Origin of the sequence: Sandaracinobacteroides sayramensis (assembly GCF_022014495.1) — a bacterium.
In the GTDB taxonomy this organism is placed as follows: Bacteria; Pseudomonadota; Alphaproteobacteria; order Sphingomonadales; family Sphingomonadaceae; genus Sandaracinobacteroides; species Sandaracinobacteroides sayramense.
The window spans coordinates 68,066-89,309 of the sequence record NZ_JAKLSQ010000034.1; the positions used below are offsets into that span (position 1 = coordinate 68,066).

At 68.4% G+C, this 21,244-nt stretch carries 18 protein-coding genes, 2 pseudogenes and 2 riboswitches; of the genes and pseudogenes, 18 read left to right on the forward strand and 2 right to left on the reverse strand.

Annotated features, from left to right (window positions below; all coding sequences use genetic code 11):
* Positions 1-33 precede the first annotated feature (33 nt).
* Genes L6Q21_RS17545 through L6Q21_RS17555 form a run of 3 tightly spaced genes read left to right on the forward strand, consistent with a single transcriptional unit; the run spans position 34 to position 2,968 of the window.
* The gene (locus L6Q21_RS17545; RefSeq protein WP_237832097.1) at positions 34-1,119 is read left to right on the forward strand and encodes a type III polyketide synthase; all 1,086 of its coding nucleotides are present in this window, start codon (positions 34-36) and stop codon (positions 1,117-1,119) included.
* Positions 1,116-1,838, forward strand: coding sequence for a class I SAM-dependent methyltransferase (locus tag L6Q21_RS17550; protein ID WP_237832053.1), 723 nt, complete (start codon positions 1,116-1,118; stop codon positions 1,836-1,838). The genes L6Q21_RS17545 and L6Q21_RS17550 overlap by 4 nt, the downstream gene beginning before the upstream one ends.
* Positions 1,835-2,968, forward strand: coding sequence for an NAD(P)/FAD-dependent oxidoreductase (locus L6Q21_RS17555; RefSeq protein WP_237832054.1), 1,134 nt, complete (start codon positions 1,835-1,837; stop codon positions 2,966-2,968). Before L6Q21_RS17550 ends, L6Q21_RS17555 begins: the two co-directional genes overlap by 4 nt.
* A 126-nt stretch (positions 2,969-3,094) precedes the next feature.
* On the opposite strand, the gene L6Q21_RS17560 is transcribed toward L6Q21_RS17555, so the two are convergent.
* A complete protein-coding gene (locus tag L6Q21_RS17560; protein WP_237832055.1) occupies positions 3,095-3,349 on the reverse strand; it encodes an SWIB/MDM2 domain-containing protein in 255 nt (84 codons plus the stop codon).
* Between the two features lie 542 nt (positions 3,350-3,891).
* Here L6Q21_RS17560 and L6Q21_RS17565 point away from each other — a divergent pair.
* The 15 genes and pseudogenes from L6Q21_RS17565 to L6Q21_RS17630 all read left to right on the forward strand — a co-directional run bounded on the left by L6Q21_RS17565 (position 3,892) and on the right by L6Q21_RS17630 (position 20,409).
* Positions 3,892-4,617 (forward strand): response regulator transcription factor, encoded by a 726-nt coding sequence (locus L6Q21_RS17565; protein ID WP_237832056.1) that lies wholly within the window; start codon positions 3,892-3,894, stop codon positions 4,615-4,617.
* Between the two features lie 368 nt (positions 4,618-4,985).
* Positions 4,986-5,303 (forward strand): annotated as a pseudogene (locus tag L6Q21_RS18285) (FecR family protein); the annotation flags it as partial.
* A 1,206-nt stretch (positions 5,304-6,509) separates the two neighbouring features.
* Positions 6,510-6,617 (forward strand): annotated as a pseudogene (locus tag L6Q21_RS18290) (PEPxxWA-CTERM sorting domain-containing protein); the annotation flags it as partial.
* 57 nt (positions 6,618-6,674) lie between these two features.
* Complete coding sequence (locus L6Q21_RS17575) at positions 6,675-9,185, forward strand: CHASE2 domain-containing protein (protein ID WP_237832058.1); 2,511 nt, start codon at positions 6,675-6,677, stop codon at positions 9,183-9,185.
* Between the two features lie 232 nt (positions 9,186-9,417).
* Complete coding sequence (locus L6Q21_RS17580) at positions 9,418-10,392, forward strand: zinc-binding dehydrogenase (protein WP_237832059.1); 975 nt, start codon at positions 9,418-9,420, stop codon at positions 10,390-10,392.
* 65 nt (positions 10,393-10,457) lie between these two features.
* Positions 10,458-10,546, forward strand: a riboswitch (glycine riboswitch).
* 14 nt (positions 10,547-10,560) lie between these two features.
* Positions 10,561-10,663: riboswitch (glycine riboswitch) on the forward strand.
* A 57-nt stretch (positions 10,664-10,720) separates the two neighbouring features.
* Complete coding sequence (gene gcvT, locus L6Q21_RS17585) at positions 10,721-11,854, forward strand: glycine cleavage system aminomethyltransferase GcvT (protein ID WP_237832060.1); 1,134 nt, start codon at positions 10,721-10,723, stop codon at positions 11,852-11,854.
* 10 nt (positions 11,855-11,864) lie between these two features.
* On the forward strand, positions 11,865-12,233 hold the full coding sequence (gene gcvH / locus L6Q21_RS17590; RefSeq protein WP_237832061.1) for a glycine cleavage system protein GcvH: 369 nt from the start codon (positions 11,865-11,867) through the stop codon (positions 12,231-12,233).
* Positions 12,234-12,237: 4 nt separating this feature from the next.
* The gene (locus L6Q21_RS17595; protein ID WP_237832062.1) at positions 12,238-12,987 is read left to right on the forward strand and encodes a class I SAM-dependent methyltransferase; all 750 of its coding nucleotides are present in this window, start codon (positions 12,238-12,240) and stop codon (positions 12,985-12,987) included.
* 9 nt (positions 12,988-12,996) lie between these two features.
* Positions 12,997-14,355: an aminomethyl-transferring glycine dehydrogenase subunit GcvPA gene (gene gcvPA, locus L6Q21_RS17600; RefSeq protein WP_237832063.1), complete on the forward strand. Its 1,359-nt coding sequence runs from the start codon at positions 12,997-12,999 to the stop codon at positions 14,353-14,355.
* Positions 14,352-15,917: an aminomethyl-transferring glycine dehydrogenase subunit GcvPB gene (gene gcvPB / locus L6Q21_RS17605; RefSeq protein WP_237832064.1), complete on the forward strand. Its 1,566-nt coding sequence runs from the start codon at positions 14,352-14,354 to the stop codon at positions 15,915-15,917. The genes gcvPA and gcvPB overlap by 4 nt, the downstream gene beginning before the upstream one ends.
* A 413-nt stretch (positions 15,918-16,330) precedes the next feature.
* Positions 16,331-17,281 carry a PEPxxWA-CTERM sorting domain-containing protein gene (locus tag L6Q21_RS17610; protein ID WP_237832065.1) on the forward strand — a complete coding sequence of 317 codons (951 nt, stop codon included), beginning with the start codon at positions 16,331-16,333 and terminating at the stop codon, positions 17,279-17,281.
* A 129-nt stretch (positions 17,282-17,410) separates the two neighbouring features.
* Positions 17,411-17,956 (forward strand): peptide-methionine (S)-S-oxide reductase MsrA, encoded by a 546-nt coding sequence (gene msrA / locus L6Q21_RS17615; protein ID WP_237832066.1) that lies wholly within the window; start codon positions 17,411-17,413, stop codon positions 17,954-17,956.
* Positions 17,957-18,142: 186 nt separating this feature from the next.
* Positions 18,143-19,369: a M23 family metallopeptidase gene (locus L6Q21_RS17620; RefSeq protein ID WP_237832067.1), complete on the forward strand. Its 1,227-nt coding sequence runs from the start codon at positions 18,143-18,145 to the stop codon at positions 19,367-19,369.
* A 28-nt stretch (positions 19,370-19,397) separates the two neighbouring features.
* Positions 19,398-19,754: a bactofilin family protein gene (locus L6Q21_RS17625; protein ID WP_237832068.1), complete on the forward strand. Its 357-nt coding sequence runs from the start codon at positions 19,398-19,400 to the stop codon at positions 19,752-19,754.
* Between the two features lie 187 nt (positions 19,755-19,941).
* Positions 19,942-20,409, forward strand: a complete 468-nt coding sequence (locus tag L6Q21_RS17630; RefSeq protein WP_237832069.1) for a hypothetical protein — start codon at positions 19,942-19,944, stop codon at positions 20,407-20,409.
* 22 nt (positions 20,410-20,431) lie between these two features.
* Here L6Q21_RS17630 and L6Q21_RS17635 read toward each other — a convergent pair whose 3' ends face one another.
* Positions 20,432-21,139 (reverse strand): DOPA 4,5-dioxygenase family protein, encoded by a 708-nt coding sequence (locus tag L6Q21_RS17635; protein WP_237832070.1) that lies wholly within the window; start codon positions 21,137-21,139, stop codon positions 20,432-20,434.
* Between the last annotated feature and the right edge of the window lie 105 nt (positions 21,140-21,244).

Genomic DNA, 21,244 nt, shown 5'->3' on the forward strand with positions numbered 1-21,244 from the left:
CGCCGGCCGCCGGCCTGTGCCATGCTGCCGCGCATGGGGAGAGAGGCCGCCGTCGCGCATGTGAACCGCATCGCCTGTGCGGTGCCCCCCTTCGATGTGCACGCAGCCTTCGAGCGATTCGTCGGCGGCCTGCTGAAGGGGCGGCGCGAGGAGGCCCTGTTCCGCCGCATGGCTGGACGCTCCGGGATCGAGCGGCGCTTTTCCAGCTTCGAGCCGGTGGAGGACCCGGACGGCTTCGTCGCCGACCGGGAAGGCTTCTACGCGCCCGGCGCCTTCCCGCCCACCAGCCGGCGCATGGCGCGCTATGCCGAAGTGGCGCCGGAACTGGCGGCGGAGGCGATCGGCGGCTTGCGGGCCGATCTTTCCGGCGTCACGCATCTGGTGCTGGCCAGTTGCACCGGCTTCATGGCGCCGGGGCTGGACCAGGTGCTGGTGCGGCGGCTGGGGCTGGACCCGGGCGTGGAGCGCACCGTCGTCGGCTATATGGGCTGCTACGCGGCGGTGAATTCGCTGCGGCTGGCGCACCATATCGTGCGATCCGATCCCGGGGCGCGGGTGCTGGTGGTGACGATCGAGCTTTGCACGCTGCACTTCCAGGACACGCTGGACGTGGAGAAGCTGCTGTCCATGCTGCTGTTCGGCGACGGCTGCGCGGCGGCGCTGGTGACCGCCGACGAGGAGGGGGTGGCGCTGGACGGTTTCCGCAGCTTCGCCCTGCCGGAGTCCGGGGAGCTCATCACCTGGGACATCGGCGACCATGGCTTCGACATGCATTTGTCGGGGCAGGTGCCGCAGCGCATCCGCGGCGCCATGGCCGACGAGCGGGCGCGAAACGCCGCCGATGGCGTGCTGCGCGGGCGGCAGCCGGAGGATTACCGCCTGTTCGCCGTGCACGCCGGCGGCAAGGCGATATTGGATGCGGTGGAAACCGGGCTTGGGCTGGCGGAAGGGCGGCTGGATTGGTCGCGCGGCGTGCTGCGGGATTTCGGCAATATGAGCTCCGCCACCTTGATGTTCGTGCTGCAGCGGATACTGGCCGATGCCGCGCCGGGGAACGGGCTGGCGCTGGCCTTCGGGCCGGGGCTGGCCTGCGAGACGTTCGCCTTCCGCAAGCTGTGAGCGGCTGGCCCGATTTTTCCGCACGGGCCTCCGGGCCGGAATGGATGGACGTGCGGGATTATCCGCTCGGCGAATTCGAGGCCATATTGGCCGATCTGGAGGCCGCCAACCGCTTGACCTTCGCCGCGCCGCCGACGCTAGCTTTCCTCCGCCGGCTGACGAAGGGCTGGCCGGAAGGGGCGGAATTGCGGGTGGCGGATCTGGGCTATGGCGAAGGGGCGATGCTGCGGCGGATCCACCGCTGGGCGGTGGCGCGCGGGCTGCGGCCGAAGCTGACCGGAATCGACATGAACCCGCGCTGCCGGGCGTTGGCCGAGGCGCATACGCCCGCCGCCATGGGCATCGAATGGCACGAAGGCGACCTGTTCGGCTGGGAGCCGGCCGTGCGGCCGCATGCCGTCATTTCCTCGCTGTTCGCGCACCATCTGGAAACGGCCGAGGTCGTGCGCCTGCTGCGCTGGCAGGAAGGGATGGCGACCGACGGCTGGTTCGTGAACGACCTGCACCGGCACTGGTTCGCCTGGGGCGGTTTTCGTGCCATGGCCTGGGCGATGCGCTGGCACCCTTGTGTGCGGCACGACGGAGCGCTTTCGGTTCGCAGGGGCTTCCGCGCCGGTGAGTGGCGGGCGATGCTGGAGGCAGCGGGCGTGCGCGGTGCGGAGCTGCGCTGGCATCCTTTGTTTCGCCTCTGCGTCGGGCGGCTGAAGGCCGGCGCATGAGCGCGGCGCGGCACGAGGGGGCGCTGGTGCTGGGCGGCGGGCTTGCGGGCGCCGCCGCCGCCATCTGGCTGGCGCGCGCCGGGCTGCCGGTTCGCCTGTGGGAGAAGGAGCGCGGACCCGCCCACAAGATCTGCGGCGAGTTCCTGAGCTGGGAGGCGCAGGCCTATCTGTCAGACCTTGGGCTGGATCTGCAGGCGCTGGGCGCCGTCGCCATTGACCGGGTGCGGCTGGTGACGGCCGAGCGCGTCGCCGCCGCGCGGCTGGGGTTCACCGCCCGCTCCCTGACGCGGCGGACGCTGGACGCCGCCTTGCTGGAGAAGGCCGCCGAAGCCGGGGCGCGGGTGGAGCGCGGGGTGGCGGCGCGGGAAATCCTGAACGACGGCACGGTTTCTGCCGGGCTCGAACGGCTGCGGGCGAAGCATCTGCTGCTGGCGACCGGCAAGCAGAATCTGCGCGGCGCGGCGCGGGACGGCGCGGGCACGCTGAACGGGCAACTGGGTTTCAAATCCTATCTGCGGCTGGCGCCCGCCGAGCGGGCGGAGCTTTCCGGGCATGTGGAGCTGATCCTGTTTCGCGGCGGCTATGCCGGGCTGCAGTTGGTGGAGCGCGACGCCGCCAATCTCTGCTTCCTGGTCGATCCGGAGCGGTGGAAGCGCTGCGGCGGGGATTTCCTGGCGCTGCTCGCCGATCTGGCGGCGGAGGTGCCGCATCTGGCGAAGCGGCTGGGCGGGGCGATGCCGCTGCTGGACCGGCCGCTGGCGATTTCCGGCGTGCCCTATGGCTTCCTGCACCGGCCGGGCCGCGAGACGGAGGGCTTCTGGCGGCTGGGCGACCAGGCCGCGGTGATCCCGAGCTTCGCCGGAGACGGGATGAGCCTGGCGCTGCACAGCGCCCGGCTGGCGACCGCCGCGCTTCTGACCGGGGCGGGGCACGGCGGCTATTACCGGCGGCTGGAGCGCGACGTGGCGGGGCCGCTGCGTCGGGCGACCTGGCTGCAGCGCCTGTCCGCCGAGGAAGGCCGCAGACGGCAACTGGCCGGCGCGGCGGCGCTGCTGCCCGGCCTGCTGCGGCTGGGTGCGCGTTGGACGCGGCTGTCGCCCGGAGCGGTGCGGCGGGGCCGGGTGATGTAGGGGGCTGGAATCGGAAGGGCCGCAAGGGAATTGCCCTTGCGGCCCTTCGGTTTGCCGGTGCTGCCCCGGCGAGACTGCTGCTCCGGCGAGACTGCGGGCCGGCGCCGGGGCGCCGGCTGCGGCCGACTACGACAGATGCTTGGCCAGATGCTTGTTCATTTCGAACATCGTCACGCTGTCCACACCGAAGATCGGCTTCAGCTTGGCGTCGGCGTTGATCCGGCGCTTGTCCTTCGGATCCTGAAGATCGTTGGCCTTGATATAGTCCCACACCTTCTTCACCACTTCGCCGCGCGCCAGCTTCGCGCTGCCCACGATGGCGGCGAGTTCGGCGGAGGGCGTAAGCGGGGTTTGCAGTGCGTTCGGTTTCTTGTCGGCCATCTGTCCCTCTCCCTTGTACCCTTTAGGTCCGGTCGCATGGGGGTATGGCGGCCGGACTGATCCACCGGATGCAAGGCGGGAAAACCGCGCTTTCACCCGCAATGGCGGAACGGCGGGCCGTTCACCATTGTCCGCTTCTCATTCCACCGCTTTTGCCCCTCGTCAAACGGCAAAGCGGGCGCGGAGGTGCCGATCGGCGCATTTTTGCCCACCAGCCGGCCGAAAATGCGGCCATGGGGGTTTATCCACAGGAAAGATGATTAACAGCGGCGGTGCCGGGTGGCGGCCTCCGGGGCGATTCCCACTGCAAAACCCCGGCCGAAGTGGGGGAATCAGGCTTCGTCAGCCGGAAAAAGTTGCGCGAAAGCCACAACTTGCAGCAGATTCTTTCATTTTGTTCAGAAAGGATTGCCGAACCGGAATCAGAAGTTTACAGTTAACTCAATAATGACGTGGTAAGACAGGGTATGTGGAAACCGCCCCATACACGCCTATCTTACGGCGCAAGAACAAGAACTACGGGTCAGGACTGGATTCACGGCATGCGTTGCGCGGTGCTCGACGACGACAAGGCTCAGACGGAGCTGGTGGCGAAGCTGCTGGCCGATGCGGGGCATCAGTGCGAAGTGTTCCACCAGGGGCGCTCGCTGATCAACCGCCTGCGCCAGGACACTTTCGACCTTCTGGTGATCGACTGGAACATGCCCGGCATGTCCGGCATCGAGGTGCTGGAAACCGTGCGCCACGGCCAGCATGCGACGCTGCCGATCCTGATGATCACCAGCCGCGCCGACGATGAGGATGTGGTGATGGGGCTGGCCGCCGGCGCCGACGACTATATCCTGAAGCCGCTTTCGCCGCCGGTGTTCCTGGCGCGGGTGGATGCGGCGCTTCGCCGCGCCCAGTTGAACCGCCCGCAGAAGACGGCGGCGAGCTACGGCGTCTACAGCTTCGACGTGCCCACCGAAACGGCGACCGTGAAGGGCGAGGCGGTGAAGCTGACCGCCAAGGAAATGGCGCTGGCGATGACGCTGTTCGAGAATATGTCGCGGCCGCTCTCGCGCTCCTATCTGCTGGAGAGCATCTGGGGCCAGAGCCCCGAGGCCGAGACGCGGACGCTCGACGCCCATGTCTCGCGCATCCGTTCCAAGCTGAACCTCCGGGCCGAGAACGGCTATCGCGTGCTTCCCGTCTATTCCTATGGCTATCGGCTGGAACCGACGAACGGCAACGCCAATGCCATCGCCGAGGCAGAGCTGAGCGGCTGACCATGCGCTTTGCCGCCCCCTCCCTGCTGCTGTTGCTCGCCGCGACCGCGCCGGCGCTGCCCAATGGCGCGCGGCTGGAGCAGCGCCAGCGCGCGCAGGCGGAGGCCGGCGACGAGATCATCGTCTATCGCACCAGGGCCGGCGACAGCCTGCAGTCGATCGCGGCGCAATGGTTCGTCCGCCCGGAAGACTGGCGGCGGGTGCAGGCGCTGAACAAGATCCAGGATCCGGCGGACCTTCCGGCCGGCACGGCGCTGCGGCTGCGCAGCTCCTGGATCAAGACCAACCCGATCACCGCCGAGCTTGCCGCCTTCCGGGGCACGGTGCAGGTGGTGCGCGGCCATGAATCCCGCCCGGTGATGAAGGGGATGGAGCTTTCCGAAGGCGACATCGTCGAGACCGGGCCGAACGGCTTCGCGACGCTGGTGCTGCCGGACGCGAGCCAGGTTTCGCTGCCGTCCTCCAGCCGAATCCGTCTGGCGCGGCTGCGGCAGGTGCCGATGTCGGATTCGATCGACCGGCGCTTCACGCTGGAGCAGGGGCGGTCCGAAGCGAAGGTGACGCCGATGGCGAACCCGGCCTCGCGCTTCCTCATCACCACGCCGGTGGCGGTGGCCGCCGTGCGCGGCACGCAGTTCCGCGTGACCTACACGCCGTCAGAGTTGAAGGCGGTGACGGAAGTGACCGAGGGCAAGGTGGCCGTCGGCCGCTTCCAGAGCATCGAGGAAGTGCTGATCCGCGCCAATCATGGGGCGATCGCCACCTCCACTTCGCTGACCCGCGCCTTCGAACTGCTGCCGGCGCCGGCCGTCGACACGCCGGAGCGGGTGCAGAATGAGAAGGCGGTGACCTTCCGCCTGAAGCCGGTGCCCGGCGCGGCGCGCTATCTGGTGGAGATCGCCACCGACAAGGATTTCGTCGACCGGGTGGGCAGCGTCGAGGTCGATGGGCCCACCGCCGTGTTCGAAGGCGTGGAGAATGGCGAATTCTTCGTGCGGGCCTTTGCCATCGACGCATTGGGGCTGGTGGGGCAGCCGGCGCAATATGCCTTCGAGCGCAGCTACGCCGGATCGCTGAGCGACGCCGAAGACAAGGCGCGTGAGCGCAAGCGCGAGGAACTGGCCAGCCTGGGAGACCCTGATCCGCTGGACTACGCCTGGTTCGAAGGGGACGGCGGCACGATCAGCCTGGTCGATTCCGGTGCCATCGCCGGTGACGTCGGCGGCGGAGCAGCGGATATCGGGGCCGGCGGCACGCCGGTGGTGCCGATCGAGGATGTCGCCCAGCTGTTCGAGGACAATTATGAGTCCGACAATGGCGGCTATTGGGGCATCGACGGCGGCGGCTGGAATGGCGATGCCGGGCCGGGTGGCTATTCCGGCGGCGGCGGTGGTGGTGGACGACCGGGCGGTGGCGGCTATTCCCGCGATCAGGATGGCGGCACGGACCCGGACGGCAACAATGGCGGCAATCCCGGAAATGGGCCCGGAAATGGCAATGCTCCCGTGGATAATGGGCAGCCCGGTGGCCAGCCCGGCAACGGCGGCAACCCCGGCAACGGCAATCCTGGAAACGGGGTGATCCCCGGCAACAACGGCCTGCCCGGGGATGAAAATGGCGCTGGTCCAGGCGATGACGGCCAGCCGGGCAATGGCGATGGCGGCAACCCGGGCAATGGTACTCCGGGGAATGGCGACGATGGCAACCCTGCCAATCCCGGTCCGGGCAACGGCGGCAATCCAGGCGATGGCGGCGACAATGGCGGCGGTGAGGATGACGATGGCATCATCGTGATCCCGGTCGATCCGGCGCCGCCGACGCAGCCGCCCGGCGATAACGACGATGGCAAGGGGCCGGACGAAAAGCCGGTGCCCGGTGGAAACGGCAATGGAACCGTGCCGGCAGCCGTGCCGGAACCCGCCACATGGGCGATGATGATCGCCGGCTTCGGGCTGGTCGGCTGGGCGGTGCGCCGCAGGCGCGGGCGCCTGCCGGCCTGAAGGCCGCGCCGGCCGCCGGCTTGAGCCGCGCATATCCGCCGGTTAGCATCGCCTGCGATGAACATGCCTTCCCATCCGCTCCCGGCCCTGCCCGAAGGGAAGGGGGGCATTGCAGCCCCCGGCGCGCAGGCCCCCGGCGCGCAGGCCCCCGGATCGCAGGCTCCCGGATCGCAGGCTCCCGGATCGCAGGCTCCCGGATCGCAGGCCTCCACCGGGCCTGCCGCGGGCGAGCCGGAGGAGTTCAATTTCCGCAGCCGGCGCATGCTCATCGAATGGTGGGCGGTGCTGGTGACGGCGACTCTGGCCATCGTTTCCATCAGCTATCTGTGGCCGCCGGTCCGCGCCGACAATCTGTTCTACGATCTGGTGCTCCGCCTCAACCCGCCGCCGCCCAGCCAGCGCGTGCTGATCGTCGCCATCGACAACCGCAGCCTCAATGAAATCGGCCGCTGGCCCTGGAGCCGGGACGTGCACGCCCGGCTGATCGAGCGTTTGACGGAAGCGAAGCCCGCCGCCATCGGCTACGACGTGCTGTTCCCCGAAGCGCAGGCGCCCGAGGCCGACGCGCATCTGGCGCAAGCGATCGCCCGCAACGGCCGGGTGATCCTGCCGGCGATCATCGAAATTCCCGGCCCGGACGGCGCGCCCTCGCTCAGGGTGCCGCCGGTCGAGCCTTTGGCGACGGCGGCGGCCGCGACCGGCCATGTCGTCACCCGGCCGGACCGCGACGGGGTGGTGCGCGGCATCGACCGGCTTTCCGACCCCGAGGGGCGGCGCAACCTGCACATGAGCGAGGCGGTTGTCGCCTATGCGCAGGGCGACTGGGACCTGCTGGACGCGCCCAGGCCCGCGCCGGACGCGCCCGTCTACGCCCCGGCGCGCGACCTCATCCCCTTCGCCGGGCCGGCGGGCAGCTACGCGCAGCTGAGCTTCGCCGACGTCATGGCCGGACGGGTTCCGCCAGACCTCATCGCCGGGCGCATCGTGCTGGTCGGCGCGACCGGATCGGGCCTGGGCGACCGTTTCTCGACTCCGATGTCGGGCACGCTGGAGACGATGGCCGGCGTCGAGCTGCACGCCAATTATGTCGACAGCCTGCTAACCGACCGGATGATCCGCCCCGTCCCGCCGCTGGTGTGGCAGCTGTTCTCGCTGCTGCCCGTCTGGATGCTGATGCTGAGCCTGTTGTTCCTGGGGCCGCGCGTGAATCTCTGGCTCGGCGTGGGGATCGGCATCGGGGTGTTCGCGATCACGGTCGTCAGCCTCGCCTTCTTCCACATCTGGCTGCCGCCGGCGATGGCGCTGATCGCCGTCGGCCTCATCTATCCGCTCTGGGGCTGGCGGCGGCTGGACATCGCCAGCCGCTACATGGTCGCCGAACTGAAGGAGCTGCGGGCCGAGGAAACCGTGCTGCCGCGCCATCGCGGGGAAGTCTCGGGCGACCCGGTCGAGCGGCAGATCATCCTGATGCACGAGGCTATCCGCGACGTGCGCGACTTGCGGCGCTTCATCGCCCAGTCTCTCGACAGCCTGCCGGACGCGGCGGTGGTCACCGATCTCGACGGCTATGTGCTGATCGCCAACGACGCCGCCGACGCGCTGTTCGAGCGGCGGCTGGCCGGGCCGACGCTGGGGCGGCCGCTGGAGGATCTGTTCCGCAGCCTCGATCCCGACCCGCGCCTGCCGGACCCGCGCGCGGCCGAATTGATGGCCAATCTCAGCACCATGGCGATCCCGGCCGACGGCAAGCCGCTCGACGCCGGTTATGAGACGCGGCTGGCGGACGGCAAGAGCCTGGAAATCCGCCTTGCCCATTTCACCGACGCCGAGCGGCGGCCGCTGGGCTGGATCGCCCGCTTCGCCGACATCACCGCGCTGCGCGCCTCGGAACGGCAGCGCGAGGACGCGCTGCGGCTGCTGACGCACGACATGCGGGCGCCGCAGGCCTCGATCCTGGCCGTGCTGGAAGCCGAGGGGCGCAAGGTGCCGCCCGAACTGGCGCGGCGGCTGGAACGCTATGCCCACCAGACGCTGAGCCTCGCCGACGATTTCGTGCATCTGGCGCGGGCGGAAAGCGGCCGCTTCCTGGTGGAGACCTTCAATCTTTCGGAGGCGGTGCTGGACGCGGTCGACGACCTGTGGCCGCTGGCGGATGCGAAGCGGATCCGGATCGTTTCCGATGTGCCCGAGGACGAAGCGCTGGTGACGGGGGACCGGGCGCTCATCACCCGCTCGATCACCAACCTCCTCGGCAACGCCATCAAATATTCGGACGAGCGCACGAAGGTGCAGGCGCGGGTGCGGCTGGAAGAGCCGGAGGTGGTCTGCGAGATCGTCGACGAGGGGCGTGGCATCGCCGCCGAGGATCTGCCTAAATTGTTCGAGGCCTTTTCGCGGCTGGCGCCCCCCGAAGGCGCGGCGCCAGCCGCCTCGGCGCCGGGCGCCGGGCTGGGGCTGGCCTTCGTGAAGGCGGTGATCGAGCGGCACGGCGGGGCGACCAGCGTAACCTCGGAAGAGGGGAAGGGATCGGTCTTCGGCTTCCGGCTGCCCCGCACGCGGCTGGACTAGGCTGGGGCTTCCTGTTTCCCCTTACCTTCGTCACCCCGGGCTTGACCCGGGGTCCAGCTTTCTTCTTCGAGCGCGGCGCCAGCCGAAAAGCTGGACCCCGGGTCAAGCCCGGGGTGACGGAAAAGAGGGTAAAGGTCTTTGCAGCTTTCCAGCCGGCTCGGGGGCGCAGCTCTAGGCCGGAATTGACAGGACCGGCCCGGCTGGACCAACCCTTCCGGGCAGGGAGAGGAAGATGCGCGCCTGGACGGTGGATGAACTGGGGGGAATCGGCAGCCTGAAGCTGGTGGAGGCGGCCGAGCCGCCGCCGCCCGGCCCCGGCGAGGCGACGCTTGCCATTCTGGCCGTGGGGCTGAACTACCCCGACCTGCTGATGCTGTCCGGCGGCTACCAGTATCGGCCGCCCTTGCCCTTCACGCCGGGGATGGAGGGCGTCGGCCGCATCGTCGCCGTGGGGGAGGGGGTTTCCGGCGACCTTCTGGGCCACCGCATGCTGCTGAGCGGCCGCACCGGGCTGCTGGCGGAGCGCGTGACCCTGCCGCTCGAAAAGCTGCGCGACGTGCCCGAGGCGCTGTCGGACGCGGAGGCCGCCGGTTTCACCATGGGGGCGCTGACCGCCTGGGTCGCGCTGGCGGTGCGCGGGCGCTTGCAGCCGGGCGAGCATCTGCTGGTGCTGGGCGCGGGCGGCGGCATGGGGCTGGCGGCGGTGGCGGTCGGGAAAGCGCTGGGCGCGCGGGTGACGGCCATTGCCTCCTCGGCCGAGAAGGAGGCCGCGGCCCTGGCGGCGGGCGCCGACCGGGCGCTGCCGATGGACCGGGCTGCTCCCGATTTCACCCCGCTGAAAGGCGAGGTGGATGTGGTGTTCGATCCTGTCGGCGGGCCGGCGGTGATTCCGGCGGTGAAGACGCTGCGCTGGGGCGGGCGGTATCTGGTGGTCGGTTTCGTCGCCGGTCCGCCGGTCCGGCTGCCCACCAATCTGGCTTTGCTGAAGGGGATCGAGATTCTGGGGGTGCGCGCCGGCGAGGCCGGGCGGCAGGACCCGGAAGGCGGGCGGGCGCATCTCGCCGCCATCGCCCGGCTGGCGATGGAGGGCCATTTGCGCCCGCTGGTGGGGCTGGACGTGCCGATGGAGGCCCTGCCGCAGGCGCTGGAGGCGATGCGCGACGGCCGGCTGGTGGGGAAGGCGGTGGTGCGCGTCTGCGCCGATTGACGGCCGATGGCGTTGACCGAATCGCGGGGCTGCGCCATGGCGGTGAAGTCGACGGGCGAACGCCCGGCGGCGCTGCGGGAGAGTGAGGGCAAGCCCTCCGCCGAAGGAGCAACCGCCCCCGGAATCTCTCAGGCCAAAGGACCGCAGCGGCGCGTCCCCGAAAAGGGGGAACGGCAGTCTGGAAAGCGCAGGTTCCTGCCTGCCACCGAAGGGGTAAGCCCGGCCGCCTGGCGGGGTGAAAGCTCTCAGGTCTCGTGACAGGCGGGGGCGGGCGACAAGGGCCTTCGCGGGGAGGGCTGCGTTCGCGTCACGGGGAAAGGCTGCCGCCATGGCCGATTGCGACGTTACGGGCCTGAAGACATTGCCGCTGGATGCGCTGCACCGGGAACTGGGCGGGCGGATGGTGCCGTTCGCCGGCTATGCGATGCCGGTGCAATATCCGTCCGGCGTGATGGCCGAGCATCTGTGGACCCGCGAAAGCGCCGGCCTGTTCGACGTCAGCCACATGGGCCAGTTGACGCTGGAGGGCGAGGGCGCCGCGCAATGGCTGGAGACGATCGCGCCGGGGGATTTCCTGGCGCTGGCGCCCGGCCGGATGCGCTATTCGCTGCTGCTGGCGGACGATGGCGGCATATTGGACGACCTGATGGTCACCAGCACCGGCCGCTATTTCTATCTGGTGGTGAACGGCGCCACGAAGCAGGGCGACATCGCCCATATGTGCGCGCGGCTGCCGGCCGGGCTGGTGCTGACGCATCTGGAGCATTTCGCGCTGCTGGCGCTGCAAGGCCCGAAGGCGGTGGAGGTGATGCTGCGGCTGGGCGTGAAGCCCGAAGGGGCGGATATTCCCACCATCGAGGCGATGAAGTTCATGACCGCCGGGCCCTATCTGTGGGGCGATGTGCGGCTGGGCGTCAGCCGTTCGGGCTACACCGGCGAGGACGGCTATGAGATTTCGCTGCCCGCCGGCGACGCGCGGGCGTTCGCCGAGGCGCTGCTCGCCGATCCGGCGGTGAAGCCCATTGGGCTGGGCGCACGGGATTCGCTGCGGCTGGAAGCGGGTCTGCCGCTCTATGGCCATGACCTGACGCCGGAGATCGAGCCGGTGGAAGCCGGGCTGGGCTTCGCCGTCTCCAAGCGCCGTAAGGCCGAAGGCGGCTTCCCCGGCGCGGAGCGCATCCTGAAGGCGCTGGCGGACGGCCCGGCGCGGAAGCGTGTGGGGCTGAAGCTGGATGGTCGCCAGCCGGCGCGCGAGGGGGCGGAGCTGTTTTCGGGCGGCGAGAAGCTGGGGGTGGTGACGAGCGGCGGCTTCGCCCCCTCGGTCGGCGCGCCCATTGCCATGGGCTATGTGCCGGCGGCCTTCGCCGCCGAGGGAACGGCGCTGGAAATCGAGGTTCGGGGCAAGAGGCTCGGCGCCACCGTGGTGCCGACGCCCTTCCACCAGAAGAATTACGTCCGCTGAGGAGAGGGTTATGCGTTACTATTCCAAGGACCATGAGTGGATCGAAGTGGTGGGCGACGTCGTGACCGTCGGCATCACCGATTATGCCCAGGGGCAGTTGGGCGATGTGGTGTTCGTGGAGTTGCCCGCCGCCGGCACCGAGGTCGAAGCCGGCAAGGAAGCCGCCGTCGTCGAAAGCGTGAAGGCGGCGAGCGAGGTGTTCGCGCCGGTTTCGGGCACCATCATCGAGGCCAATGCGGCGCTGGAGGCGACTCCCGATCTGGTGAATTCCGCGCCCGAGGGGGACGGCTGGTTCTTCAAGCTCAATCTTTCCAATCCGGGCGAACTGGAAGGCCTGCTGGACGAGGCCGGCTACAAGGCGTTCGTCGAGACGCTTTGATCCGATGGGTTGGAACGCCACCGACTATGCCGCCAACGCCGGCTTCGTGCCGGCGCTCGGCGCGCCGGCGCTGGAGTTGCTAGCGCCGCGGGCGGGGGAGGCGATCCTCGACCTCGGCTGCGGCGACGGGGTGCTGACGAAGCGCCTCGCCGAAAGCGGCGCCGAGGTGCTGGGCGTGGACAGTTCCGGGCCGATGCTGGCGGCGGCGCGGGCGCTGGGGCTGAAGGTGGAAGTGGCCGACGGGCAGGCGCTGCCGTTCGACGCTCGCTTCGACGCGGTTTTCAGCAACGCGGCGCTGCACTGGATGCCGAGGCAGCGGGCGGTGGCCGGAGGCGTGTTCCGGGCGCTGAAGCCCGGCGGCCGCTATGTCGGCGAATGCGGCGGCTTCATGAACATCGCCGCCATCCGCACCGCCCTGCGCGCGGTGCTGAAGGCGCATGGCTACAGCCCGGAATCGGGCGGCGGGCAGACCTATCTGACGGCGGAGGCCTTCACCCATATCCACGAAGCGGCGGGCTTCGAGGCGGTGGAAGCGCGGATCATCGCCCGCCCGACGCCGCTGCCCACGGGGATTCGCGGCTGGCTGAAGACCTTCCGCGCCGGCTTCCTGGACGAGGCCGGCGTGCCGGAAGCCGCCCGCGCGCGAATCGTCGAGGAAATCGAGGCCCTGCTGGAGCCGGTGCTGAACGACGGCGCCGGCAACTGGAAGGCCGATTATGTGCGCCTGCGCTGGCAGGCGAAGAAGCCGCTTTAGGAGCATCGGATGCGCTACCTCCCCCTCACCCCCGAAGACCGGCAGGCGATGCTGGCGAAGATCGGGGTGGACAGCATCGACGATCTGTTCGTCGACGTGCCGGCCGAAGCCCGGCTTCCCGGCCCGATCCCCGACCTCGCCGCGCACCAGCCGGAAATGCTGGTGGAGCGCGACCTCACCCGCATGGCCAAGCGCAACATGGCTGCCGGCGAGCATCCCTTCTTCCTGGGCGCGGGCGCCTATCGCCACCATGTGCCGGCGAGCGTCGACCATCTGATCCAGCGCGGCGAGTTCCTGACCAGCTACACCCCCTATCAGCCGGAAATCGCGCAGGGGACGCTGCAATATCTGTTCGAATTCCAGACGCAGGTGGCGCGGCTGCTGGGCATGGAGGTGGCGAACGCCTCCATGTACGATGGCTCCACGGCGATGACCGAGGCCGTCTTCATGGCGCGGCGGATCACCAGGCGCGGCAAGACCATCCTCTCGGCCGGTGTGCACCCGCATTATGTGCGCGCGGCGGAGACGCTGTGCCGCTTCACCGGCGACCGGCTGGACGTGCGGCCGCCCGAGCCCGCCCGCAGCGATGTGGCGGAGCTGATCGCCCGGATCGACGACGACACCTCCGCCGTGGTGGTGCAGAACCCCGACGCCTTCGGCCATGTCGCCGACCTGACCGGGCTTGCCGAGGCGGCGCATGCGAAAGGCGCGCTGCTGATCGTGGTGGTGACGGAAGTGGTGTCGCTCGGCCTCCTGAAGTCGCCCGGAGAGATGGGGGCGGATATCGTCGTGGGCGAGGGCCAGTCCCTGGGCGTCGGCCTGCTGTTCGGCGGGCCGCATCTTGGGCTTTTCGCCTGCAATTCGAAGCATGTGCGGCAGATGCCGGGCCGCCTCTGCGGCGAGACGGTGGACGCCGACGGCCGGCGCGGCTTCGTGCTGACGCTTTCCACCCGCGAGCAGCACATCCGCCGCGAGAAGGCGACTTCCAACATCTGCACCAACTCCGGGCTGATGAGCCTGGCCTTCAGCATCCACATGACGCTGCTGGGCGAAAAGGGGCTGCGGCATCTGGCGGAACTGAACCACGCCCGCGCCTGCGAAGCCGCCGACAGGCTGGCGGCGGTGCCCGGCGTGGAGATGCTGACGCCGCGCTTCTTCAACGAATTCGCCCTGCGGCTGCCGGTGCCGGCGCGCAAGGCGGTGCGGGACATGGCGGAAATGGGCGTGCTGGGCGGAGTCAGCGCCGCGCGGCTCTATCCGGGCCAGCCCGATCTTGAGAATGTGCTGCTGGTGGCCGTGACCGAGACCGCCTCTTCCTCCGACATCGAGGCGCTGGTCCGCGCCCTCCAGCATGTGGTGACGCAATGAGCATGATGAGCGAAGGCCGCCCGACCCAGCCGCTTGCCGGCGCGGGCCATTCCGTGGCCACTTTCACCGGCAACAGGGCGCTGATGCTGGAAGAGCCGCTGATCTTCGAAAGCGGCTCGGCCGAAGTGACGGGTGTCGATCTGGAGCCGGTGCCGGCCCATGCCTCGCGCCTAGGCGGGCTGGAGCGCAAGGGCGCGATCGGCCTGCCGGGGCTGGCGGAAGGGGAGGCGGTGCGCCACTACACCCGCCTGTCGCGGCAGAATTACGGGATCGACCTGGGGCTGTTCCCGCTCGGCTCCTGCACGATGAAGCATAATCCGCGCCTCAATGAGAAGGTGGCGCGGCTGCCGGGCTTCGCCGACGTGCACCCGCTGCAGCCGCAGGACACGGTGCAGGGCGCGCTGGAGCTGATCCATGAATTGGCCGAATGGTTGAAGGCGCTGACCAACATGCCGGCCGTCGCCATGGCGCCCAAGGCCGGCGCCCATGGCGAGCTTTGCGGGATGCTGGCGATCCGCGCCGCGCATGAAGCCCGCGGCGACGCGCGCAGCGTGGTGCTGGTGCCGGAATCGGCGCATGGCACCAACCCGGCGACGGCGGCCTTCTGCGGCTATCGGGTGGAAAGCATTCCGGCCGACGCGCGCGGCCGGGTGGACACGGCGGCGCTGCTGGCGCGGCTGGGGCCGGATGTGGCGGCGGTGATGATCACCAACCCCAACACCTGCGGACTGTTCGAGCCGGACCTGAAGCGCATTTCCGATGCGGTGCACGCCGCCGGCGGCTATGTCTATTGCGACGGCGCCAATTTCAACGCCATCGTCGGCCGCGTCCGCCCCGGCGATCTCGGCGTCGACGCGATGCACATCAACCTGCACAAGACCTTCAGCACCCCGCACGGCGGCGGCGGGCCGGGTTCCGGGCCGGTGGTGTTCTCCGAAGCGCTGGCGCCGTTCGCCCCCTTGCCCTTCGTGGTGGAAGAGGGCGGCCGCCTGCATCTGGTGGAAGAGGAAAGCGCCTCGGCCGAAAACCATGGGCAGAGCTTCGGGCGCATGTCGGCCTTCCACGGCCAGATGGGCATGTTCGTGCGGGCGCTGGCCTACATCAAGAGCCATGGCGCCGACGGCCTGCGGCAGGTGGCCGAGGATGCGGTGCTGAACGCCAATTATGTGCTGCGGAGCCTCGACGACCTGCTGTCCGCGCCGTTCGGCGACAGTGGGCCGTGCATGCACGAGGCGCTGTTCGACGACGGCTTCCTGAAGGACACGGGCGTGACGACGCTGGATGTGGCGAAGGCGCTGATCGACGAGGGCTTCCACCCGATGACCATGTATTTCCCGCTGGTGGTGCATGGGGCGATGCTGATCGAGCCGACCGAAACCGAAAGCCGGGCGCGGCTGGACGAGTTCATCGCCTCGCTGCGGGGCCTTGCCGAAGCGGCGAGGGCGGGGGACGCCGGGCGCTTCCGGACGGCCCCGCATTTCGCGCCGAGGAGCCGCCTCGACGAAACGCGGGCGGCGCGTTCACCGGTTCTGGCCTGGACTCCTGCGCAGACTGCGGAATAGGCGCTTCCCTGTTCCGGAACGCCTTTTGCGCCCCTGAAAAGGGGGTGGGCGCCACTTGCACGGGCAGCAAGTGGCGTGCGTGCGCATTTCGTTAACGAACAGAGAGAGTTGTTAAAAGCGCGTTGCAATTCGATGACTGATTGCTAACCTTTCCGCAGTCGAAAGCGAGTCTTTCGATCAGGGGTCAATCCAAGCAGGGGCATGTCATGAAAAGGATTGCATTTTTTGCTTTTGCGGCGCTTGCGCCGCTCGCACTGGCTGGCACTGCGCAAGCTCAAGTCAAGTTTGCGTCCGGTGCTCGGGACGGTCTGGTCTGGAAAGCTCAGAATGGCATCGTCGGGGTTACTTCGACCGCGACTGCCGACGGCGGTGGTGATCCTATCTATTTTGCTAATCAGCCCAAGTATAACGGCGTGGTCACTCTGATCATGCAATATGAAGGCGGCAGCGCCTTCATCTGCACCGGCACGCTGATCAGCGGCAATTCCATCGCCACGGCCGCGCACTGCGTCTCCGACGGCTATGGCACGAAGGGGCCGGCGCGAGTCCGGGCCTATTTCACGGACAGCCTGGATCCCGATCTGATCAGGTTCGATTCGGCCAACGATTTCAACGCTGTGCCCGGCGCCACGGCGATCGACGTCAGCCGCGTCTATGTGAATCCCGGCTATACGGGGGAAGTGATCGACCAGAATGATATCGCGATCCTGCGCCTTGCCGAAGCCGCGCCGGACTATGCCAAGGTCTATGGCCTTTACAGCGCCGGCGACCTGACGGGCGAGCAGTTCAATGTGGTCGGCAATGGCCGCCGCTCCGACACGGGTGGCGATGTCGGGGCCAACCTCGGCACCGGGCGGATGCGCCAGGGCGAGAATATCTATGATTATGCCTGGGGCAATTCGGCGTTCGGCGGCTTCTTCACCGAGATCATCGACGGCGAGAATTTCTTCGGCACCGCCGAGATCGAATACAGCTACGTGTCGGACTTCGACAATGGGCTGATCGCCAACGACACCGCCTGCCTCATCGCCTTCGCGGTGACCGGCGGGACGAGCTTCTGCCAGCAGGGCATAGGCGCGCTGGAAATCGGCGTCGCCGGCGGGGACTCGGGCGGCCCCGGTTTCATCGGCGACCGTCTTGCCTCGATCAACTCCTATGGCGTGACCTTCGGACCCAATTTCGGGGATGTCGATGGAAACCTGAACAGCAGCTTCGGCGAATTCTCGGGCTATGTGCCGATCTACATCCACGAGGATTGGATCGGCGGCGTGGTGCCGGAACCGGCCACCTGGGCGATGATGATCGCCGGCTTCGGCCTTGTGGGCGGCGCGCTGCGCCGCCGCCGGGTTGCGCTCAGCGCCTGATCCTATCCGGATCGCCTATGGAAGGGCCGGTGGCGCAAGCCGCCGGCCCTTTCTTTTGCCGGCGGTCCCATTGCCGGCCGGCTCCGCAATCGCCATCTGAAGGCCTCTGTCTGCTCTGGAGATGATCGAATGGAAAAGGCGAAGGGCCTCGAAACGGCGGTGCTGGCCGGCGGCTGCTTCTGGTGTGTGGAAGCGATCTTCGACCGGCTGCGCGGAGTCGAAAGCGTCGAAAGCGGCTATACCGGAGGCCATGTGGAGAATCCCTCCTACAAGCAGGTGTGCGGCGGAGACACCGGCCATGCCGAAGCCGTGCGGATTGCCTTCGACCCCGATGCCATTTCCTATGGCGAATTGCTGGACATCTTCCTTGCCACGCACGATCCGACGCAGTTGAACCGCCAGGGCAATGATGTCGGGCCGCAATATCGCTCGGCGATCTTTCCCCAGTCTCCGGCGCAGGAGGCCGAGGCGAAAGCCGCGATCGCCCGCGCCCAGGCCGACTGGCCCGCGCCGCTGGTGACGACCATCGAAGCCGCCGCCTCCTGGTATGTGGCCGAGGATGAGCATCAGGAATATTTCGACCGGGTGGGTGACAGGAATCCCTATTGCACGGCGGTGGTCAGCCCGAAGGTCCGGAAATTCATGCAGAAATATGGTGAACGGCTGAAAGGCTGAGGCCTTGCTCCAAGGGGATTCGGCCCCCTTTCCTTGACTCCTGCGTGAAGGTTTCGCGCCGGTTCCGCAATCCGTCGCGATTCTGCGGCGATTCGTCACGGATTCGCATCCGCGCGAGTCGGTCCTTGCCCGAGTGCCTGCTAGGCGGCGGCGCAAGCAGGGACATTTCAAGGGGTTCGCTCGCCAGTGCCAGCACATGATCGCTGGGGTTTCGCCTCCGGCCGATGGAATAATCTGTTTCGCGATCACGAACTCATCGTTCGAACCGATGGGCATGTCCGTTTCCTGCGCCTGAGCGCCAATGTGCAGCGCAAGGCCGCGTTCGTCGCCGTCTGCTCGCTCAGCGCATGGCTGGCGAGCACCGCGGCGCTTGTGGGCTGGCAGGCCTGGACGAGCTACCAGAACCGCGACATGCAAGCCCGCACGCTCGCGGTCGAGAAAGCGGAAGCCCGGGTGGCGGCGGAGCGCCGTTCGGTGGAGCAGATCGCCGACAATCTGGACGACCGGCAGGACCAGCTGGAAACGCTGTTCAAGCTACACTTCGGAGACGAGCCGAATCCGGACGCGCAGAAGGCCGGGCAGGCGGGAACAGGGCAGGCGGAAGCCGCGCCTCAAGCGCCTGCCGCCGACGCGCAGACCATGGAAACCGCCGCCGTTGAGGCCGCGCCGCAGATGAGCCAGGTCGCCCGCCTGCAGCAAAGCAGCCTGCGCCAGGAACAGCTTGTGCGCGCGCTCACGGAAGCGGCGGGCCAGCGCGCCTCGCGCGCGGAAGCGGCGCTGCTGGCGATCGGCCTGAAGGCGAACGGCCGGCCGCAGGGTCGGCTGGCGCAGGGTGGGCCTTTCCTGCCCTGGCGGTCGAAAGCGAAGGCGCCGCCGGTGGAGGCGGAAGACCCGGCCATGCGCCAGCTGATCGTGGCGCTGGAGCGCATGGAGCAGATGGAGTCGCTGCTGGTCGCGGTGCCCTCCGGCCGGCCGGCGGACGGCATGGAGCTGACCAGCAGCTTCGGCTATCGCTACGATCCCTTCAACGGCCAGCGCGCCATGCACGCCGGCATCGATTTCAGGGGGCCGCATGGCAGCCCGATCCGCGCCGCCGCCGCCGGGCGCGTCAGCTTCGTCGGCGTGAAGAACGGCTATGGCAATGTCGTCGAAATCGACCATGGCCATGGCATAGAGACCCGTTACGCCCACCTGTCGGGTTTCAACGCCCGCGTGGGGCAGACGGTGCATATGGGGGACATGGTCGCCCGCATGGGCTCGACCGGGCGCTCGACCGGCACGCACCTGCATTTCGAAGTCCGGGTGGATGGCGCCGCCGTCAACCCCCGCCGTTTCCTGGAGGCCAATCGCGATGTTCTCGAAGTCAAGGCAGACGCCCGCTCAAGGGTCCTCGGGCGTGTCGCAGCCGGCTAGGGCCGCGGGGCTTGCCAGCAGTTTCTCCGTGCTGGCCGCCGATGTGACCGTGAAAGGCAACATCGCCGCGGAAGTGGACCTGCATCTGGACGGGCGGGTGGAAGGCGATGTGGCCTGCGCGACGCTGGTGCAGGGGCCGGGCAGCGTCATCAAGGGGGCGGTCATCGCCCAGACCGCGCGGCTTTCCGGAACAGTCGAAGGCTCGATCGCGGTCAAGGAACTGGTGGTTCTGGCGAGCGCGCGGATTTCCGGCGACGTCAGCTATGAAACGCTGACGATCGAGCAGGGCGGGCAGGTGGATGGCCGGCTGAGCCATGGCACGCACACCACCGCCATCGGCCATTTCGGCGATGGGCCGAAGGTGGAGCTGATCGCCAGCAATTAGGTTGAGAACCTATAGAAGTATATGGTTTCCGTCACCCCGGGCTTGACCCGGGGTTCCGCTTCTTGCCTAAGCCAGCCGGAAAGCTGGACCCCGGGTCGAGCCCGGGGTGACGAAGGGGAATATGGGGCCCAGTCCAGGTCCGCCCGTTGGGTGATCCGGGCTTATTTGTTGCGTGAAAGGATTGACCATGAACAGGGTTTCGCTTCTGGCCGTTTCCGGCCTTTGCCTCACGCTTGCCGCCTGCGGCGGCGGCAAGGAGGCTGAGGAAGGCTCCAACGATTTCGCCAAGTCGGTTGCGGCCTCGGCCGTGGCTTCGGCGACGGGCCTCTCGGTCTCGACCGACGATCTGCCGGATTTCGTGGTGCTGCCGAAGGATGCGAAGGCGCTGCACCGCATGAACATGAACAACCCCACGCAAAAGGGCGGGATGCTGACGGTGGAAACCTCCATGGCGCCGGCCGAGGCGCTCGCCTTCTATCGCGAGGTTTTCGCAAGGCAAGGGCTGAAGGTGGTGATGGAAACCGCCAACGAGGATGGCGCGATGCTGGCCGGCACCAACGAGGGCGAGAATCACAGCCTGAACGTGGTGGTGGCGCCGGGCGAAGGCGGCAAGACCAATGTGACCGTCACCCATGTGGAGAAGCAGGCCGGCTGATCCGGCCCGGCTTGGCGGCGGGTCAGCTTTCGAGTTCGACCGTCGGGCGGATGTTGGGATAGATTTTCTCGATCGGCGGAGCGCCCGGCTCGCCCGGGCGCTTCATGCCATAGGCGTTCACCGGCTGCGAGCGGTTGACCCACAATGTGTAGTAAAGATGGTCGGCGCGCGGATCGTCGGAATTGGGGTGCAGCAGGATGGTGAGCCCGAGGCTGTTCAATTGCAGCCAGGGCACGATCACCGGCAGCAGGTCGTTGGTGAAGCCGAAATAGAAGGAGGGGGTGACATGCGGCCCCCTCGGCTCCAGATTCCAGTTGCCCAGTTCCACCGGGAAGCGCTCCACCACCCATTGCCGGAGGCGCTCGGCCTTGGGGTAGCTGTCCTCGTCGAAATAGATGTGGGCGTGATAGCTGTGGATGTCGGTATAGGGCCGGGGCTTGTCGGGCAGGCCGAAGCCACCTTCCGGGCGGACGCTGGCCGGGCGGACGGCGGGTTCCGACGCGGTTGCATAGCCCCAGGGGCTTTTCCCGACATCGCGGGGCGGAACGGTGGCGCGGAAGCCCGGATCGCCCAGCTTCGGCTCGGGCTTCGCGGCCGACGCCGGGCTTGTCGCCGCGACGAGGCCCAGCGCCCCGGCGGCGCCTGCGACCAGCGAGCGGCGCGTGGGCGCGAGGAAGTCCGCCCAGGCCTGATCCTGCTCGGAATTGGGAATGCCGTCTTTTGCCGTCATCGCGGAGCCATGTTCCTGCCTGTGAAGGCCGATTCTTCACGCCTATGGCAGCGGCTGTCGACGAAACTTGTCTGTTCGGCCCTGAAGCTCGGCTTCGGCGGAGCG

Coding starts and splice junctions, on each gene's coding strand:
- L6Q21_RS17630 (WP_237832069.1), top strand. CDS start 19,942: ATGAACAGGGTTTCGCTTCTGGCCGTTTCCGGCCTTTGCCTCACGCTT.
- L6Q21_RS17575 (WP_237832058.1), top strand. CDS start 6,675: ATGAACATGCCTTCCCATCCGCTCCCGGCCCTGCCCGAAGGGAAGGGG.
- L6Q21_RS17560 (WP_237832055.1), bottom strand. CDS start 3,349: ATGGCCGACAAGAAACCGAACGCACTGCAAACCCCGCTTACGCCCTCC.
- gcvPA (WP_237832063.1), top strand. CDS start 12,997: ATGCGCTACCTCCCCCTCACCCCCGAAGACCGGCAGGCGATGCTGGCG.
- L6Q21_RS17635 (WP_237832070.1), bottom strand. CDS start 21,139: ATGACGGCAAAAGACGGCATTCCCAATTCCGAGCAGGATCAGGCCTGG.
- L6Q21_RS17595 (WP_237832062.1), top strand. CDS start 12,238: ATGGGTTGGAACGCCACCGACTATGCCGCCAACGCCGGCTTCGTGCCG.
- L6Q21_RS17555 (WP_237832054.1), top strand. CDS start 1,835: ATGAGCGCGGCGCGGCACGAGGGGGCGCTGGTGCTGGGCGGCGGGCTT.
- L6Q21_RS17580 (WP_237832059.1), top strand. CDS start 9,418: ATGCGCGCCTGGACGGTGGATGAACTGGGGGGAATCGGCAGCCTGAAG.
- gcvPB (WP_237832064.1), top strand. CDS start 14,352: ATGAGCATGATGAGCGAAGGCCGCCCGACCCAGCCGCTTGCCGGCGCG.
- gcvH (WP_237832061.1), top strand. CDS start 11,865: ATGCGTTACTATTCCAAGGACCATGAGTGGATCGAAGTGGTGGGCGAC.
- msrA (WP_237832066.1), top strand. CDS start 17,411: ATGGAAAAGGCGAAGGGCCTCGAAACGGCGGTGCTGGCCGGCGGCTGC.
- gcvT (WP_237832060.1), top strand. CDS start 10,721: ATGGCCGATTGCGACGTTACGGGCCTGAAGACATTGCCGCTGGATGCG.
- L6Q21_RS17545 (WP_237832097.1), top strand. CDS start 34: ATGGGGAGAGAGGCCGCCGTCGCGCATGTGAACCGCATCGCCTGTGCG.
- L6Q21_RS17565 (WP_237832056.1), top strand. CDS start 3,892: ATGCGTTGCGCGGTGCTCGACGACGACAAGGCTCAGACGGAGCTGGTG.